This is a genomic window from Streptomyces sp. NBC_01723 (assembly GCF_036246005.1).
Lineage (GTDB): Bacteria > Actinomycetota > Actinomycetes > Streptomycetales > Streptomycetaceae > Streptomyces.
This window is the reverse complement of the sequence record NZ_CP109171.1, coordinates 3,135,411-3,152,611: the sequence shown is the minus strand read 5'-3', so window position 1 is coordinate 3,152,611 and position 17,201 is coordinate 3,135,411. Positions and strand designations below refer to the sequence as shown.

Annotated in this window: 10 protein-coding genes and 3 rRNA genes; 7 read left to right on the top strand and 6 right to left on the bottom strand. The window is 67.4% G+C overall.

The features are described 5' to 3' along the window. The first annotated feature begins 94 nt into the window (after positions 1-94). The 3 genes from OIE75_RS14580 (at position 95) to OIE75_RS14570 (ending at position 3,549) form a co-directional block, all read left to right on the top strand. Positions 95-1,075, top strand: coding sequence for a cation diffusion facilitator family transporter (locus OIE75_RS14580; protein ID WP_329471145.1), 981 nt, complete (start codon positions 95-97; stop codon positions 1,073-1,075). Positions 1,076-1,370: 295 nt separating this feature from the next. Next, positions 1,371-2,828: an adenosylhomocysteinase gene (gene ahcY / locus OIE75_RS14575; protein WP_307012648.1), complete on the top strand. Its 1,458-nt coding sequence runs from the start codon at positions 1,371-1,373 to the stop codon at positions 2,826-2,828. A 106-nt stretch (positions 2,829-2,934) separates the two neighbouring features. Beyond that, positions 2,935-3,549: a hypothetical protein gene (locus OIE75_RS14570; protein WP_307012646.1), complete on the top strand. Its 615-nt coding sequence runs from the start codon at positions 2,935-2,937 to the stop codon at positions 3,547-3,549. Positions 3,550-3,551: 2 nt separating this feature from the next. Here the strand turns inward: OIE75_RS14570 and OIE75_RS14565 are convergent, their stop codons facing one another. Next, positions 3,552-4,487, bottom strand: coding sequence for an RDD family protein (locus tag OIE75_RS14565; RefSeq protein WP_329471144.1), 936 nt, complete (start codon positions 4,485-4,487; stop codon positions 3,552-3,554). A gap of 126 nt (positions 4,488-4,613) precedes the next feature. On the opposite strand from OIE75_RS14565, the gene OIE75_RS14560 reads away from it, so the two are divergent. The 4 genes from OIE75_RS14560 to rrf all read left to right on the top strand — a co-directional run bounded on the left by OIE75_RS14560 (position 4,614) and on the right by rrf (position 11,343). After that, positions 4,614-5,621, top strand: a complete 1,008-nt coding sequence (locus OIE75_RS14560; RefSeq protein WP_307012643.1) for a stage II sporulation protein M — start codon at positions 4,614-4,616, stop codon at positions 5,619-5,621. A 564-nt stretch (positions 5,622-6,185) separates the two neighbouring features. Next, positions 6,186-7,711: ribosomal RNA gene (locus OIE75_RS14555) — 16S ribosomal RNA — on the top strand. Positions 7,712-8,016: 305 nt separating this feature from the next. Further along, positions 8,017-11,139, top strand: a 23S ribosomal RNA gene (locus tag OIE75_RS14550). 87 nt (positions 11,140-11,226) lie between these two features. Next, positions 11,227-11,343 (top strand): 5S ribosomal RNA (gene rrf, locus OIE75_RS14545). Together the 16S, 23S and 5S rRNA genes form the textbook arrangement of a ribosomal RNA operon. Positions 11,344-11,438: 95 nt before the next feature. Here the strand turns inward: rrf and OIE75_RS14540 are convergent. From OIE75_RS14540 to OIE75_RS14520, 5 genes are read right to left on the bottom strand one after another with little or no spacing between them, the layout of a single operon-like run. Beyond that, entirely contained in the window at positions 11,439-12,749 is a 1,311-nt protein-coding gene (locus OIE75_RS14540) for a DUF58 domain-containing protein (RefSeq protein ID WP_329471143.1), read from the bottom strand. Then, on the bottom strand, positions 12,749-13,738 hold the full coding sequence (locus OIE75_RS14535) for an AAA family ATPase (protein ID WP_329473990.1): 990 nt from the start codon (positions 13,736-13,738) through the stop codon (positions 12,749-12,751). Before OIE75_RS14535 ends, OIE75_RS14540 begins: the two co-directional genes overlap by 1 nt. After that, positions 13,738-14,934: a DUF4350 domain-containing protein gene (locus OIE75_RS14530; RefSeq protein ID WP_329471142.1), complete on the bottom strand. Its 1,197-nt coding sequence runs from the start codon at positions 14,932-14,934 to the stop codon at positions 13,738-13,740. The genes OIE75_RS14535 and OIE75_RS14530 overlap by 1 nt, the downstream gene beginning before the upstream one ends. Beyond that, a complete protein-coding gene (locus OIE75_RS14525; protein WP_373462962.1) occupies positions 14,931-15,704 on the bottom strand; it encodes a DUF4129 domain-containing protein in 774 nt (257 codons plus the stop codon). The genes OIE75_RS14530 and OIE75_RS14525 overlap by 4 nt, the downstream gene beginning before the upstream one ends. A 4-nt stretch (positions 15,705-15,708) precedes the next feature. Next, positions 15,709-17,079: a glycerophosphoryl diester phosphodiesterase membrane domain-containing protein gene (locus OIE75_RS14520; RefSeq protein ID WP_329471141.1), complete on the bottom strand. Its 1,371-nt coding sequence runs from the start codon at positions 17,077-17,079 to the stop codon at positions 15,709-15,711. Positions 17,080-17,201 lie beyond the last annotated feature (122 nt).

Genomic DNA, 17,201 nt, shown 5'->3' with positions numbered 1-17,201 from the left:
CAATGACGCACCGCAAAGGAGGGGCAAAGCCGGTCACCGGCCGCGCCCCCACCGGCGTACGGACGCAGACGAAGGCGAAGGGACAACGCGACACATGAGCGCGTCAGGCGGAACCAAGGCGATCGTGGCGGCACTGCTCGCCAACCTCTCGATCGCGGTAGCGAAATTCGTGGCGTTCCTCTTCAGTGGATCGTCGTCGATGCTCGCCGAGTCCGTGCACTCCCTGGCCGACTCCGGCAACCAGGGACTCCTGCTCATCGGCGGCAAGCGCGCCCAGCGCGAGGCCACCCCCCAACACCCCTTCGGCTACGGCCGCGAGCGCTACATCTACGCCTTCCTCGTCTCCATCGTGCTCTTCTCCCTCGGCGGCATGTTCGCCCTCTACGAGGGCTACGAGAAGATCAAGCACCCGCACGAGATCGAGCACTGGTACTGGCCGGTCGGCGTGCTGGTCTTCGCGATCATCGCCGAGGCCTTCTCCTTCCGGACCGCCATCAAGGAGTCCAACACCCTGCGCGGGAAGAAGTCCTGGAAGGAGTTCGTCCGCCACGCCAAGGCCCCGGAGCTGCCGGTCGTCCTCCTGGAGGATCTCGGCGCCCTCGTCGGCCTCGTCCTCGCCCTCGGCGGCGTCGGCCTCGCCCTCCTCACCGGCGACGGCGTCTGGGACGGCATCGGCACCCTCTGCATCGGCGTACTGCTCGTCGTGATCGCGCTGGTCCTGGCCGTCGAGACCAAGTCCCTGCTGCTCGGTGAGGCGGCCGGCACCGAGGCGGTCCAGCGGATCGAGGCCGCGATCGTCGCGGGCGACACGGTCACCGGTGTCATCCACATGCGCACGCTGCACCTCGGCCCCGAGGAGCTGCTCGTCGCCGCCAAGATCGCAGTCCGCCACGACGGCACGGCCACCGAGATCGCCTCCGCGATCGACGCCGCCGAGTCCCGCATCCGCGACGCCGTCCCGATCGCCCGCGTCATCTACCTGGAGCCCGACATCTACAGCGAGTCCGAGGCCGCCAAGGGAGCGGACCGCGAGGCGACCCCCGGCGGCCCGGCCACACCGCCCGAGGCCCACTGACGCCCACTGACGCCCACGGACGCCCACGGACGTCCGCGCCGTCATGAACGTCCGGAAGTGTTCGGAGGCGGACTGGGGACCGCGGGCGCCCGCGGTGTAGCTTGGGGTGGAGCCAGACGTCGCTGCTGATGGCGGTCGGGCGGTCCAGGACGGACCGGCCGAGGGAGAGAGGGCCTCCGACGGACTGCGCTGCGCGTACGCGGGCATGCCTGTGTCCTCTTCCGGGGCACCCCTGTGTCCGCCGCCGTGCAGGTCAGCCGTACCCACCTCGACCCAACCCGAGGAGCAGCCCGTAATGACGACTGTCGACAACCGACAGGACTTCAAGGTCGCCGACCTCTCCCTGGCCGCGTTCGGCCGCAAGGAGATCACCCTCGCCGAGCACGAGATGCCGGGCCTGATGGCGATCCGCAAGGAGTACGCCGAGGCCCAGCCCCTCGCCGGCGCCCGCGTCACCGGCTCCCTGCACATGACCGTGCAGACCGCCGTGCTCATCGAGACCCTCGTCGCCCTCGGCGCCGACGTCCGCTGGGCCTCCTGCAACATCTTCTCCACCCAGGACCACGCGGCCGCCGCCATCGCCGTCGGCCCGAACGGCACGCCGGACAACCCCCAGGGCGTCCCGGTCTTCGCCTGGAAGGGCGAAACCCTGGAGGAGTACTGGTGGTGCACGGAGCAGGCGCTGACCTGGCCGAACACCCCCACCGGCGGCCCGAACATGATCCTGGACGACGGCGGTGACGCCACCCTCCTCGTCCACAAGGGCGTCGAGTACGAGAAGGACGGCAAGGTCCCCTCGGTCGAGACCGCCGAGTCCGACGAGCACCGCGTCATCCTCGAGCTCCTCACCCGCACGGTGAGCGAGAGCCCGCAGAAGTGGACCCAGCTGGCGTCCGAGATCCGCGGCGTCACCGAGGAGACCACCACCGGCGTCCACCGCCTGTACGAGATGCACCGAGACGGCACCCTGCTGTTCCCGGCCATCAACGTCAACGACGCCGTGACGAAGTCGAAGTTCGACAACAAGTACGGTTGCCGCCACTCCCTGATCGACGGCATCAACCGCGCCACCGACGTCCTGATCGGCGGCAAGACCGCCGTCGTCTGCGGCTACGGCGACGTGGGCAAGGGCTGCGCGGAGTCCCTGCGCGGCCAGGGCGCCCGCGTGATCATCACGGAGATCGACCCGATCTGCGCCCTGCAGGCGGCGATGGACGGCTACCAGGTCTCGACGCTGGACGACGTGGTCGGCCAGGCCGACATCTTCGTCACGACGACCGGCAACAAGGACATCATCATGGCCGCGGACATGGCCAAGATGAAGCACCAGGCCATCGTCGGCAACATCGGCCACTTCGACAACGAGATCGACATGGCCGGCCTCGCCCGGATCCCGGGCATCGTCAAGGACGAGGTCAAGCCGCAGGTCCACACCTGGACCTTCCCCGACGGCAAGGTCCTCATCGTCCTCTCCGAGGGCCGCCTGCTGAACCTGGGCAACGCGACCGGCCACCCGTCGTTCGTCATGTCCAACTCGTTCGCGGACCAGACGCTGGCCCAGATCGAGCTGTTCACCAAGCCCGACGAGTACCCGACCGACGTCTACGTGCTGCCCAAGCACCTGGACGAGAAGGTCGCCCGCCTCCACCTCGACTCCCTCGGCGTCAAGCTGACCACGCTCCGCCCGGAGCAGGCCGAGTACATCGGCGTCAAGGTCGAGGGCCCCTACAAGGCGGACCACTACCGCTACTGAGCCTTGACGGCTCCTCCGAGACAGGCCCCCGCACCCCCGTGCCGGGGGCCTGCCCCGTTGGCGCCTCAGCGGCCGGAACAGCAGCCCGTCACCCTCCAGGACCACCATGCCCCGCGGCCGTTATTCGCTCCACGACCCGCATGACCACACCCCCCTCGCAGAAGAGCACTTCCAGTGCGCCCCGGGGCCCTCCGGCTGGCGCTACGTCTCCCGGCTGACCACGCCCACCGGAGACCACCACGGCTCCGTCGACCTCGCCCTCGACGAACTCGGCCGCCCCATCCGCCTCGAAGTCCACGCCGCCGACTGGCAGGTACGCGGCGCGGCCATCGACGGCATCACCTGGGTCCGTACCGACCCCACCGGAGTCCACGCCACCGAAGGCAATGTGCGCGCCCACGCCTTCACCGGCAGCTCCCCGGCCTTCCTCGTCGCCGTCACCCGTCTCCTGCGCCTCGCCCCCTCCGGATCAGCCACACGCCTGCGCCTCGTCGCCCTCACCGACCCGGTCCTCGCCCCCCGCACCGTGGACCAGTCCTGGGCCTTGCTGAAGAGAGAAGCACACGCCACTGACAACGGCCCCCTCACCGTGGACGAATACCAGGTCACAGCCCTGGACACCGGCGAGCAGCATGCCGTGCACATCGCCGGCGACGTAGTGCTCGCGGCCCCCGGCATCGAGCTGGAGGACCTGGAGTCACCGCCGTCCGCGTTCCCGTGAAGCTACGCGGGCGGCACGAACCCGGTACCGGAACCGGGGCGCCCGTCCGACGGCGCAGCCGGAGGCGTGGCTGAGGAACCCGGCGGGGGAGGGGCAGGCGTGACCGGAGCTGCGGGAGTTGCAGGAGGAGCCACAGGAGTGACGGGAGGCAGCGGCGATGCCGTCGCCGCCGGATCCGCACCCAAGGCCGCACCCCCGAACGCCCGCCGCGCCTCGCGCGCCTGCCGTTCCTGCAACACGGCCGCGAGATAGGCGGGCGGCGGAACCTCCCGTGGTACCGGGGCACCCGTGCGAGCCGCCACGTCCGCGGCGAGCCGTTCCGCCATGGCCCAGCCGACGCGGGCATCGAGCTGCCCCATCCGCGACAGGTACTGACGGACGGCGAGCCACAGCTCATCGGGTACCGCGGACAGGTCGAGCTCCGAGAAACGACCGGCCAGCCAGGGCGGAGGCGGCGGTATGAACCCCGCGGACGCGACCGGCACCCGCTCCCGTACGACCAGGGTGCCCGCGAACACATCCCCGAGCCGACGCCCCCGCGCCGACACCAGCGAGGCGATACAGGCGACCACCCCGAACGTCATGAGGATCTCGATCACCCCGATCAGGCCCCGCACCAGCGCGTGCCGGAACCGGATCGGCCCGCCGTCGTCCCGCACCACCCGCAGCCCGCACGCCATCTTCCCGAGCGAACGTCCATGGCTGAGCGTCTCGACGGCGATCGGCCCGCCCACCAGGACGAGCACGAAGACGGCGATCGACAGCGCGGTCTGCGCCGCCATGTCCAAGGAGGCGGTGGAGGCCACCAGGGCGATGGTGACCGCTATGTAGACGGCCACGGCCACCGCAAGGTCGAGCAGCACGGCCAACGCCCTGCTGGGCAGCCTCGCGGGGCGCAGCTCCAGCGCCACCGCCTCGCCCGTCACCAGCTCGCTCACGCCCGCCGCCCTTCCCTCGTCTCCCCCTGCCCCCGCCAGTCTGCCAAGCTGAGGACGCACCGCGCCGCGGTACGACAAGCTGATCCACGACGAGCCGCTGACGATAGCCGAGGAGCAGGCACACCGATGGACCTCGACGTCTTCGTCTCCGCCCACCGCGCGGAATGGGATCGCCTCGACGCCCTGCTCCGGCGCCGGCGCCGACTCACCGGTGCCGAGACCGACGAACTCGTCACCCTCTATCAGCGCACCGCCACCCACCTCTCCCTGATCCAGTCCAGCGCGCCCGACCCCCAGCTGACCGGACGCCTGAGCCAATTGGTGGCACGCGCGCGTAGCGCCGTGACCGGCACCCGCCGAGCCTCCTGGCGCGACGTCACACGCTTCCTCACCCGGCAGTTCCCGGCCGCCGTCTACCGGGCCCGGCACTGGTGGGTCCCCACGGCACTCCTGTCAACCGCCGTGGCGGCTCTCCTCGGCTGGTGGATCGGCACGCACCCCGAAGTTCAGTCGACCATCGCGGCGCCCGCCGAACTGCGCGAGATGACCCGCCCGGGCGGTCAGTACGAGACGTACTACTCGAGCCACCCCGCGGCCTCCTTCGCCGCACAGGTCTGGACGAACAACGCGTGGGCCGCCGCGCTCTGCCTGATCCTGGGCGTCTTCCTGGGCCTGCCCGTCATCTGGATCCTGTTCCAGAACATGCTGAACCTCGGAGTCGGATTCGGTCTGATGTCGTCGGCCGGGCGCCTCGACACCTTCTTGGGCCTCGTACTGCCCCACGGCCTGCTCGAACTGACGGCGGTCTTCGTGGCCGCGGGCACCGGACTCCGCCTCGGCTGGACCCTGATCGACCCGGGACCCCGCAGCCGGCGCATCGCCCTGGCGGAAGAGGGCCGAGCCGCCATCGGCATGGCCATCGGACTCGCCCTGGTCCTCTTCATCTCCGGCGCCATCGAAGGCTTCGTCACCCCGTCCGGCCTGCCCACCTGGGCCCGCATCACCATCGGCGTCGTCGCCGAGCTGGCCTTCCTCGCCTACGTCTATGTCCTGGGCCGTCGTGCGGTACGCGAAGGCGACACGGGCGACGTGGAGGAGGCCGAGCGCAGCGCCACGGTGCCCACGGCCGCCTGATGTGCATGGAGCCTTGGTGAACTGCTAGTGTCCTCTTCGTTCCCGCAAGAGCCGTTGACACGGAGCGAGCGGGGAGGTAGATTTGAACAGTTGCCTGTAGACGGGGTTCATCCCCGAGGGCCACAGTGAACATCTGCTTGCTTCCTCCCGAATCTCGAATTCGACGAAGCACTCTCCCGATCAAATCGGAAACGAACGGCCGGCCAGACCGACCCGGAACTTCTGATAAAGTCGGAACCGCCGGAAAGGGAAACGCGAAAGCGTGAACCTGGAAAGCACCGAGGAAATCGGATCGGAAAGATCTGATAGAGTCGGAAACGCAAGACCGAAGGGAAGCGCTCGGAGGAAAGCCCGAGAGGGTGAGTACAAAGGAAGCGTCCGTTCCTTGAGAACTCAACAGCGTGCCAAAAGTCAACGCCAGATATGTTGATACCTCCGGCCTGATCGGTTCATCCGGTTCAGGTTGAGGTTCCTTTGAAATACACACAGCGAGGACGCTGTGGACGGTCGGATTATTCCTTCGACCGTTCCGCTCTCGTGGTGTCACCCGATTACGGGTAAACATTCACGGAGAGTTTGATCCTGGCTCAGGACGAACGCTGGCGGCGTGCTTAACACATGCAAGTCGAACGATGAACCACTTCGGTGGGGATTAGTGGCGAACGGGTGAGTAACACGTGGGCAATCTGCCCTGCACTCTGGGACAAGCCCTGGAAACGGGGTCTAATACCGGATACTGAACCTCGCAGGCATCTGTGAGGGTCGAAAGCTCCGGCGGTGCAGGATGAGCCCGCGGCCTATCAGCTAGTTGGTGAGGTAATGGCTCACCAAGGCGACGACGGGTAGCCGGCCTGAGAGGGCGACCGGCCACACTGGGACTGAGACACGGCCCAGACTCCTACGGGAGGCAGCAGTGGGGAATATTGCACAATGGGCGAAAGCCTGATGCAGCGACGCCGCGTGAGGGATGACGGCCTTCGGGTTGTAAACCTCTTTCAGCAGGGAAGAAGCGAAAGTGACGGTACCTGCAGAAGAAGCGCCGGCTAACTACGTGCCAGCAGCCGCGGTAATACGTAGGGCGCAAGCGTTGTCCGGAATTATTGGGCGTAAAGAGCTCGTAGGCGGCTTGTCACGTCGGTTGTGAAAGCCCGGGGCTTAACCCCGGGTCTGCAGTCGATACGGGCAGGCTAGAGTTCGGTAGGGGAGATCGGAATTCCTGGTGTAGCGGTGAAATGCGCAGATATCAGGAGGAACACCGGTGGCGAAGGCGGATCTCTGGGCCGATACTGACGCTGAGGAGCGAAAGCGTGGGGAGCGAACAGGATTAGATACCCTGGTAGTCCACGCCGTAAACGGTGGGCACTAGGTGTGGGCAACATTCCACGTTGTCCGTGCCGCAGCTAACGCATTAAGTGCCCCGCCTGGGGAGTACGGCCGCAAGGCTAAAACTCAAAGGAATTGACGGGGGCCCGCACAAGCGGCGGAGCATGTGGCTTAATTCGACGCAACGCGAAGAACCTTACCAAGGCTTGACATACACCGGAAACGGCCAGAGATGGTCGCCCCCTTGTGGTCGGTGTACAGGTGGTGCATGGCTGTCGTCAGCTCGTGTCGTGAGATGTTGGGTTAAGTCCCGCAACGAGCGCAACCCTTGTCCCGTGTTGCCAGCAGGCCCTTGTGGTGCTGGGGACTCACGGGAGACCGCCGGGGTCAACTCGGAGGAAGGTGGGGACGACGTCAAGTCATCATGCCCCTTATGTCTTGGGCTGCACACGTGCTACAATGGCCGGTACAATGAGCTGCGATACCGCAAGGTGGAGCGAATCTCAAAAAGCCGGTCTCAGTTCGGATTGGGGTCTGCAACTCGACCCCATGAAGTCGGAGTCGCTAGTAATCGCAGATCAGCATTGCTGCGGTGAATACGTTCCCGGGCCTTGTACACACCGCCCGTCACGTCACGAAAGTCGGTAACACCCGAAGCCGGTGGCCCAACCCCTTGTGGGAGGGAGCTGTCGAAGGTGGGACTGGCGATTGGGACGAAGTCGTAACAAGGTAGCCGTACCGGAAGGTGCGGCTGGATCACCTCCTTTCTAAGGAGCACTTCTTACCAGCCTCTGGCTGGTCAGAGGCCAGCATGCGAGCGAATGTCTCGCACTGGTTGCTCATGGGTGGAACGTTGACTACTCGGCACGGTCGACTTGAAGGATCACTAGTACTGCTTCGGCGTGGAACGTGACTCTGGAGAGGGAACTGTGTCGGGCACGCTGTTGGGTATCTGAGGGCACGGCCGTATGGCTGGGTCTTCGGTGCCGGCCCCAGTGCACTCGGGATTCTTCTCGGGGTGATGGGTGGTTGGTCGTTGTTTGAGAACTGCACAGTGGACGCGAGCATCTGTGGCCAAGTTTTTAAGGGCGCACGGTGGATGCCTTGGCACCAGGAACCGATGAAGGACGTGGGAGGCCACGATAGTCCCCGGGGAGTCGTCAACCAGGCTTTGATCCGGGGGTTTCCGAATGGGGAAACCCGGCAGTCGTCATGGGCTGTCACCCGCTGCTGAACACATAGGCAGTGTGGAGGGAACGCGGGGAAGTGAAACATCTCAGTACCCGCAGGAAGAGAAAACAACCGTGATTCCGGGAGTAGTGGCGAGCGAAACCGGATGAGGCCAAACCGTATACGTGTGAGACCCGGCAGGGGTTGCGTGTGCGGGGTTGTGGGATCTCTCTTCCACGGTCTGCCGGCCGTGGGACGAGTCAGAAACCGTTGATGTAGGCGAAGGACATGCGAAAGGTCCGGCGTAGAGGGTAAGACCCCCGTAGTCGAAACATCAGCGGCTCGTTTGAGAGACACCCAAGTAGCACGGGGCCCGAGAAATCCCGTGTGAATCTGGCGGGACCACCCGCTAAGCCTAAATATTCCCTGGTGACCGATAGCGGATAGTACCGTGAGGGAATGGTGAAAAGTACCGCGGGAGCGGAGTGAAATAGTACCTGAAACCGTGTGCCTACAAGCCGTGGGAGCGTCGGACATCAAGCTTGCTTGGTGTCTCGTGACTGCGTGCCTTTTGAAGAATGAGCCTGCGAGTTTGCGGTGTGTTGCGAGGTTAACCCGAGTGGGGAAGCCGTAGCGAAAGCGAGTCCGAACAGGGCGATTCAGTAGCACGCTCAAGACCCGAAGCGGAGTGATCTAGCCATGGGCAGGTTGAAGCGGAGGTAAGACTTCGTGGAGGACCGAACCCACCAGGGTTGAAAACCTGGGGGATGACCTGTGGTTAGGGGTGAAAGGCCAATCAAACTCCGTGATAGCTGGTTCTCCCCGAAATGCATTTAGGTGCAGCGTCGTGTGTTTCTTGCCGGAGGTAGAGCACTGGATAGGCGATGGGCCCTACCGGGTTACTGACCTTAGCCAAACTCCGAATGCCGGTAAGTGAGAGCGCGGCAGTGAGACTGTGGGGGATAAGCTCCATGGTCGAGAGGGAAACAGCCCAGAGCATCGACTAAGGCCCCTAAGCGTACGCTAAGTGGGAAAGGATGTGGAGTCGCACAGACAACCAGGAGGTTGGCTTAGAAGCAGCCACCCTTGAAAGAGTGCGTAATAGCTCACTGGTCTAGTGATTCCGCGCCGACAATGTAGCGGGGCTCAAGCGTACCGCCGAAGTCGTGTCATTCATACAATAGGGCCAACGCCTGTATGGATGGGTAGGGGAGCGTCGTGTGCCGGGTGAAGCAGCCGCGGAAGCGAGTTGTGGACGGTTCACGAGTGAGAATGCAGGCATGAGTAGCGATACAAACGTGAGAAACGTTTGCGCCGATTGACTAAGGGTTCCTGGGTCAAGCTGATCTGCCCAGGGTAAGTCGGGACCTAAGGCGAGGCCGACAGGCGTAGTCGATGGATAACCGGTTGATATTCCGGTACCCGCTGTGAAGCGTCAAACATCGAGCATCGTGATGCTAAGGCCGTGAAGCCGCCCTGATCTCTTCGGAGTTGAGGGGAGTGGTGGAGCCGCCGAACCAAGCGGTTAGTAGGTGAGTGATGGGGTGACGCAGGAAGGTAGTCCATCCCGGGCGGTGGTTGTCCCGGGGTAAGGGTGTAGGCCGCAAGGTAGGTAAATCCGCCTTGCATACGGCTGAGACCTGATGCCGAGCCGATTGTGGTGAAGTGGATGATCCTATGCTGTCGAGAAAAGCCTCTAGCGAGTTTCATGGCGGCCCGTACCCTAAACCGACTCAGGTGGTCAGGTAGAGAATACCGAGGCGTTCGGGTGAACTATGGTTAAGGAACTCGGCAAAATGCCCCCGTAACTTCGGGAGAAGGGGGGCCACATCCGGTGACGAGTCTTGCACTCCGAGCTGGGGGTGGCCGCAGAGACCAGCGAGAAGCGACTGTTTACTAAAAACACAGGTCCGTGCGAAGCCGTAAGGCGATGTATACGGACTGACGCCTGCCCGGTGCTGGAACGTTAAGGGGACCGGTTAGCTCCATTTCGGTGGGGCGAAGCTGAGAACTTAAGCGCCAGTAAACGGCGGTGGTAACTATAACCATCCTAAGGTAGCGAAATTCCTTGTCGGGTAAGTTCCGACCTGCACGAATGGCGTAACGACTTCTCGACTGTCTCAACCATAGGCCCGGTGAAATTGCACTACGAGTAAAGATGCTCGTTTCGCGCAGCAGGACGGAAAGACCCCGGGACCTTTACTACAGTTTGATATTGGTGTTCGGTTCGGCTTGTGTAGGATAGCTGGGAGACTTTGAAGCTCACACGCCAGTGTGGGTGGAGTCGTCGTTGAAATACCAGTCTGGTCGTGCTGGATGTCTAACCTGGGTCCGTGATCCGGATCAGGGACAGTGTCTGATGGGTAGTTTAACTGGGGCGGTTGCCTCCTAAAGAGTAACGGAGGCGCCCAAAGGTTCCCTCAGCCTGGTTGGCAATCAGGTGTTGAGTGTAAGTGCACAAGGGAGCTTGACTGTGAGACCGACGGGTCGAGCAGGGACGAAAGTCGGGACTAGTGATCCGGCGGTGGCTTGTGGAAGCGCCGTCGCTCAACGGATAAAAGGTACCCCGGGGATAACAGGCTGATCTTCCCCAAGAGTCCATATCGACGGGATGGTTTGGCACCTCGATGTCGGCTCGTCGCATCCTGGGGCTGGAGTCGGTCCCAAGGGTTGGGCTGTTCGCCCATTAAAGCGGTACGCGAGCTGGGTTTAGAACGTCGTGAGACAGTTCGGTCCCTATCCGCTGTGCGCGTAGGAGTCTTGAGAAGGGCTGTCCCTAGTACGAGAGGACCGGGACGGACGAACCTCTGGTGTGCCAGTTGTCCTGCCAAGGGCATGGCTGGTTGGCTACGTTCGGGAGGGATAACCGCTGAAAGCATCTAAGCGGGAAGCCTGCTTCGAGATGAGGACTCCCACCCCCTTGAGGGGTTAAGGCTCCCAGTAGACGACTGGGTTGATAGGCCGGATCTGGAAGCACCGCAAGGTGTGGAGGTGACCGGTACTAATAGGCCGAGGGCTTGTCCTCAGTTGCTCGCGTCCACTGTGTTGGTTCTGAAACCACGAACAACCCGCCCCCGGTCACAGGGGCGGCTGGTTGTCTGTTTCATAGTGTTTCGGTGGTCATAGCGTAGGGGAAACGCCCGGTTACATTCCGAACCCGGAAGCTAAGCCTTACAGCGCCGATGGTACTGCAGGGGGGACCCTGTGGGAGAGTAGGACGCCGCCGAACAATCATTGTATGAAAGCCCCGCACCGGGAACGGTGCGGGGCTTTCTGCGTTTAGGGGGAAATGAAGGCGGAGCCAAAGGGCCCCGCCTCAGCCCTTTACAGGCGTCCGGCCGCCTTCAGTTCCAGATAGGCGTCTGCGAGTGCCGGCGGCAGGTCGTCCGGGGTGGCGTCGACGACCCTGACGCCGTGTCGACGGAGCTGGTCCGCCGTGCGACGGCGTTCGGCCTGGGACTGTGCGGCCGCGGCGGCCTCGTACACGGCGTCCGTGTGGCCGCGGGCCTTCGCCATCCCCGCGACGTGCGGATCTGCCACCGAGGCCAGGAGGACCGTGTGGCGCTGTGTCAGTCGCGGCAGGACCGGGAGGAGCCCTTCCTCGATCGGCGCCGCGTCGAGAGTGGTGAAGAGGACGATCAACGAGCGGCGCGGGGCCGAGCGGAGTGCGGTGGCGGTGAGGCCGCGGGCGTCGGTCTCCACGAGCTCGGGTTCCAGGTTCGCCATGGTGTTGACCAGGGAGGGGAGCACGTCGCCCGCGGTCCGGCCCTGAACGAGGGCGCGCACCCGGCGGTCGTACGCGAGGAGGTCGACCCGGTCCCCGGCGCGGGAGGCCAGGGCCGCCAGGAGCAGAGCGGCGTCCATGGTGGCGTCGAGGCGGGGGGCGTCGCCCACGCGGCCGGCGGAGGTGCGGCCGGTGTCCAGGGCGAGCAGGATGTGGCGGTCGCGTTCGGGGCGCCAGGTGCGTACGGCGACGGTGGACTGCCGGGCTGTCGCTCGCCAGTCGATGGAGCGGGTGTCGTCGCCGGGAACGTACTCGCGCAGGCTGTCGAACTCCGTGCCCTGGCCGCGGGTGAGCACGCTGGTGCGGCCGTCCAGCTCGCGGAGGCGGGACAGCTTGGAGGGGAGGTGCTTGCGGCTGGTGAACGGGGGGAGCACGCGCACGGTCCAGGGGACCCGGTGGGTGCCCTGGCGGGTGAAGAGGCCCAGGGGGCCGTACGACCGGATCGTGACGCGGTCCGCGTGGCGGTCGCCGCGACGGGTGGGCCGTAGGCGGGTGGTAGTGCGTCGGCGTTCACCGGCCGGCACCGTCAGGGTGTGGCGTGAGGCCGCCACCTCGGTGCCGGGTTGCCAGCTGCTCGGCGGCCAGGCGTCGCGGAGTCGGGCTCTGAGCGGGCGCGTGGACGCGTTGGTGACCGTCAACGTGACGTCCGCGGTGTCACCCAGGCGTACGGATGTGTCGCCGGAACGAGTGAGGCGCAGGCGTCGTACGGGGGCGGCCAGCGCGAAGTCGCAGGCGCAGGCGGCGGCGAGCGGCGCGTTGACCGCGAGGATGCCCGTCCAGCTGGGGTCCCAGATGCCGATCGGGACGGAGCCCAGGGCCGCGATGAGCGCGGCGCGTCCGGTGAGTGCCATCAGCGGGGGACGGGGACGTGAGCGAGGATCGCGTTGATGACGGAGTCAGCTGTCACGCCCTCCATCTCGGCCTCCGGGCGGAGCTGGACGCGGTGGCGGAGGGTGGGGAGGGCCAGGGCCTTCACGTCGTCCGGAGTGACGTAGTCGCGGCCGGTGAGCCAGGCCCACGCGCGGGAGGTCGAGAGCAGTGCCGTGGCTCCGCGCGGGGAGACGCCGAGGGTGAGGGACGGCGATTCGCGGGTGGCGCGGCAGATGTCGACGACGTAGGCGGTGATCTCCGGGGAGACGGTCGTCTTGGCGACCTCGGCGCGGGCGGCGTCGAGGTCGGCGGCGTTCGTGACCGGGCGTACGCCCGCGGCGCGCAGGTCGCGCGGGTTGAAGCCGGTGGCGTGCCGGGTGAGGACGTCGATCTCGTCCTGGCGGGAGGGGAGGGGAACGGTGAGCTTGAGGAGGAAGCGGTCCAGCTGGGCTTCCGGGAGGGGGTAGGTGCCCTCGTACTCGACGGGGTTCTGGGTGGCCGCGACGAGGAAGGGCTCGGGGAGCGGTCGGGGGGTGCCGTCGACGGTGACCTGGCGCTCCTCCATGGCTTCGAGGAGGGACGACTGGGTCTTCGGGGGCGTGCGGTTGATCTCGTCGGCGAGGAGCAGGTTGGTGAACGCCGGGCCGGGCTGGAACGAGAACTCGGCGGTGCGGGCGTCGTAGACCAGGGAGCCGGTGACGTCGCTCGGCATCAGGTCGGGGGTGAACTGGACGCGCTTGGTGTCGAGTTCGGTGGCTGCGGCGAGGGCGCGGACGAGGAGGGTCTTGGCGACTCCGGGGACGCCTTCGAGGAGGACGTGGCCGCGGCACAGGAGCGCGACGACGAGACCGGTCACGGCGGCGTCCTGGCCGACCACGGCCTTGGCGATCTCGGCGCGCAGGGCTTCGAGGGCGGTGCGGGCGCTGCCCGGGTCCCCGCTCTGCCCGGCGTTGTCAGTGGTCGGGTCCATCATGGACGGCGTACCTCACTTTCGAGGGCGTCGAGTTGGTCGGCGAGGGCGATCAGGGCCGCGTCGTCGCCGGGCGGCGGGCCGAAGAGGAGGGTGTGCAGGGACTGTCCGTCGCCGTGGAGGTGGGCGGAGAGGGCGGGGAGCAGGGACTCGGGCGTGTGCGCCTGGGAGACGGGGACGCCTACGAGGGGGGCGAGGCGGGTGCGGGTGGCGGAGCGAAGAGCGGCGGCCGCGCGGTCGCGGGCGTTGGCCTTGCGGTAGAGGCGGGCGCGGCCTTCGACGGTCTCGGAGGCGCGGATCGCGACGGGGAGTTTCTCGGGCACCAGGGGGCCGAGCCGGCGTGCCCGCCACAGGGCGGCGAGGGTGGCGGCGATGAACAGTTGCAGGGTGCCCCAGAGCCAGCCGGAGGGGAGCAGGTCGAAGAAGCTGCGTTCGTCGTCCGGGTCGGGGACGTCGGAGAGCGAGGGGAGGTACCAGACCAGATGGTCGCGGGAGCCGAGGAGTTGCAGGGCGAGCGAGGCGTTGCCGTGGTCGTCGAGGCGGTCGTTGACGAGGATGTCGCGGGCGCCGAGGACGACGGTGTCGCCCCGGGTGCCCTCCGCGGAGGCGTCGGGGACGCGCAGCAGCGTGGCCAGGCGTCGGCTGGGGTAGCAGGCGTCGGCTTCGATGTGGGTGCTGTAGCGGAGGCCGCCCGTGTCGGCGGTGCCCGCGCGCCGGGCGGCGGGCAGGTCGCAGGCGGGGGCCAGCGTCGAGTCGAAGCTGAGCGCGGGGTCGGCGGTGACGCCGGGGACGAGACGTTCGACGGCGGGGCCGCCGGGGGCCACGAGGACGGTGCGGCCGCCGGATCCGGTGACCGCGGAGCGCAGGCGCGTCTGTTGACGCTCGGTCAGGAGGTCGGGGGCGGCGACCAGCAGGGTGGTGTCCGGGCCGGTCGCGGCGCGGGCGTCGTCCAGGGTGCTGACCACGCGCGTGGAGACTCCCCGGTCGGCGAGGAGTTCGGCGACCGCGCGGCTGCCGGAGGGGTCGGCGGAGCGCGGGTCGAGTTCGCCGTGGTGGTCGCCGGAGCGGACGACGGCGATCGCCACGGCCCCGGCGAGCAGCAGGACGAGTGCGAGGGCGACGCCCCGGCCGCGCGACCAGATCTGGCGGGCGGTGGGCGAGGCCGAGGTGGTGGGGATCGTGGCCTCGGTGGTCATCCGGCGGCTCCCCGGCGGGTGTCCGTGCCGCTCCCGCTGCTACCGGGCGTGCTGCCCGCCAGGTGCGGCTTGCTGCGGTCCAGGTCGTGGTCGAGTTCGGTGAGGCGCCGGTACGCCTGCTCGGTGCCCAGGCGGCCGCCGTACGTGACGTCGTCGAAGTCCCGGGCGGCGGCCCGCAGTCGGTCGCTTTGGGCGGGCAGGGCGCGGCCGGCCTCGGTGGCCGCCTCGTCGGCGGTGCGGCCGGGCCGGATGTCGAGCAGGGCGCGTTCCTCCAAGGCGCGGACGACGGCCCGCATGCGCTCCTGGACGGCCTGGTTCCAGTGGCCCTGGGCGGCGTGTGCCTGGGCGGCGGCGCGGTGCTCGGCGGCGCTGCGGGGGCGGTCGTCGAACAGGGCGGGGGCGGAGGCCGGCCCGCGGCGTGGGGTGCCCAGGCGCCACCAGAGGGCGCCCAGTACCGCTGCGACGGCCAGGACGACGACGACCAGGCCGAGCGTTCCTCCGGGCGTCGCCGTGGACGCCCTGGCGAACAGCTCGTCGATCCATTCCCAGAAGGTGTCCAGGGCCCGTTGGAACCAGCTGGGGTCGTTCTCGTGGTACATGCCCTTGGACAGCTCGCGCTCAGCGGCCTCCCGCGCGGGGTCGCGCGGAATCGTCACCGGCGGTTCGTCGCCGGAGCGCGACAGCGACCGTACGAGGCTGTCGCCGGTGCGCGACAGCGTGCGTACGGCGATGTGCGACGTCTCTGTGAGAACTCCCCCCGCTGGGCTCACCCCGTCAGCTCCCCGGGACGGCGCCGGGGGCGCCGGAGCCCTGGGTGCCCGCGGCGCGGGCAAGTTCGAGGTCGAGGGCCTCGCGGCGGATGCGCTGGTCGATGTACAGCAGTACGGCGACGCCCGCAGTGATCGGGAAGGTGATCATGGAGCCGATCACCGAGCCGATGCCGCTGACGATGAGGAAGGTCCAGCCGAGGTCCCCGGTGCCCTCCAGGAAGCCGCTGACGCCGTCGCCGCCGAGGGCGGCGGCGAGGAAGGCGAACGGGATGACGATGATCGACGCGACGACGTTGGCGATGATCGTGGCGAGCAGCTGGATGCCGAAGACCCGCCACCAGGAGCCGCGCACCAGTTTCACGGAGCGGCTCATCGCCTTCTTGATGCCCTGCTTCTCCAGCATCAGCGCGGGGGACGCCAGCGAGAAGCGGACCATCAGCCACACCGCGACGACCCCTCCCGCGATGACGCCCAGGACGGTCAGGGCCACGCCGGCCTCGTCGCCCGCGGTGGCCGCCACGAGGAGACCGGGCGCCATGCCGACGACGACGATGCCCGCGACGATGAGCAGCAGCAGGATGATCAGGCCGAACAGCTTGAGCACCTGGGGGCGGGCGTCCCGCCAGGCCTCGCCGGCGGTCACCGGACGGCCGAGCACGGCACGGCTGGTGACGGTCGTCAGCAGCGCGGTGGCCAGGACGGTGCCGATCAGGGAGATCAGGAAGACGACACCCGAGTTGATCGTGGTCTCGGTGAGGGCGTCGCCGAGTTCGCTCAGAGAGGCGTCGGGGTCGTTGAGGGCCTCTGTGCCGGTGTTGTCCAGGACGAGGCCCTGGAGCAGCACGACGATGATCTCCGTGAAGACGGCGACGGTCAGGGAGATGCCGAGGACCGTGCGCCAGTAGGTGCGCATCGTGGAGACCGCGCCGTCGAGGATCTCGCCGACACCGAGCGGGCGGAGCGGGATCACGCCGGGTTTGGCCGCGGGCGGCGGGCCGCCCCAGCCGCCTCCCCAGCCACCGTGTCCACCGGGGGCGCCGTAGCCGCCGCCCTGGCCGCCGTAGCCACCGGGGCCTCCGTAGCCGCCGCCGGGAGGTCCGGGGGGCGGGGCGCCCCAGCCAGGGCCGGGGGGCGGCGGAGGCGGGGTCTGCCCCTGCCCCTGGTCGCCGGGGCCGGTGGGGGCGGACCACTGGCCGGGGGGCGGCTGCTCCTTGGACCACTTCGTGCCGGGACTCGTCGGTTCCGCGCCCGGCTGGTCCGCGGGCTGATCGGGACCGACGGGCCGGTCGGCGGGCTCGGCGGGGCCGGACGCGCCAGGCTCCCGCCCGTCGGACGGGGCGGATCCGGGCGAGGCCCAGCCCGGAGTGTCGTTCATCGTCGCTCCTTCACGGTGCCCGTCCGCGGGCGCGGCGGCAGGTTGGCAGCCATCGTGCCATGGGGTGCCCGGGTGCGGACCGGGCGCGGTATGGGCTGCACACCTTCAATTGTCCGCCGGAT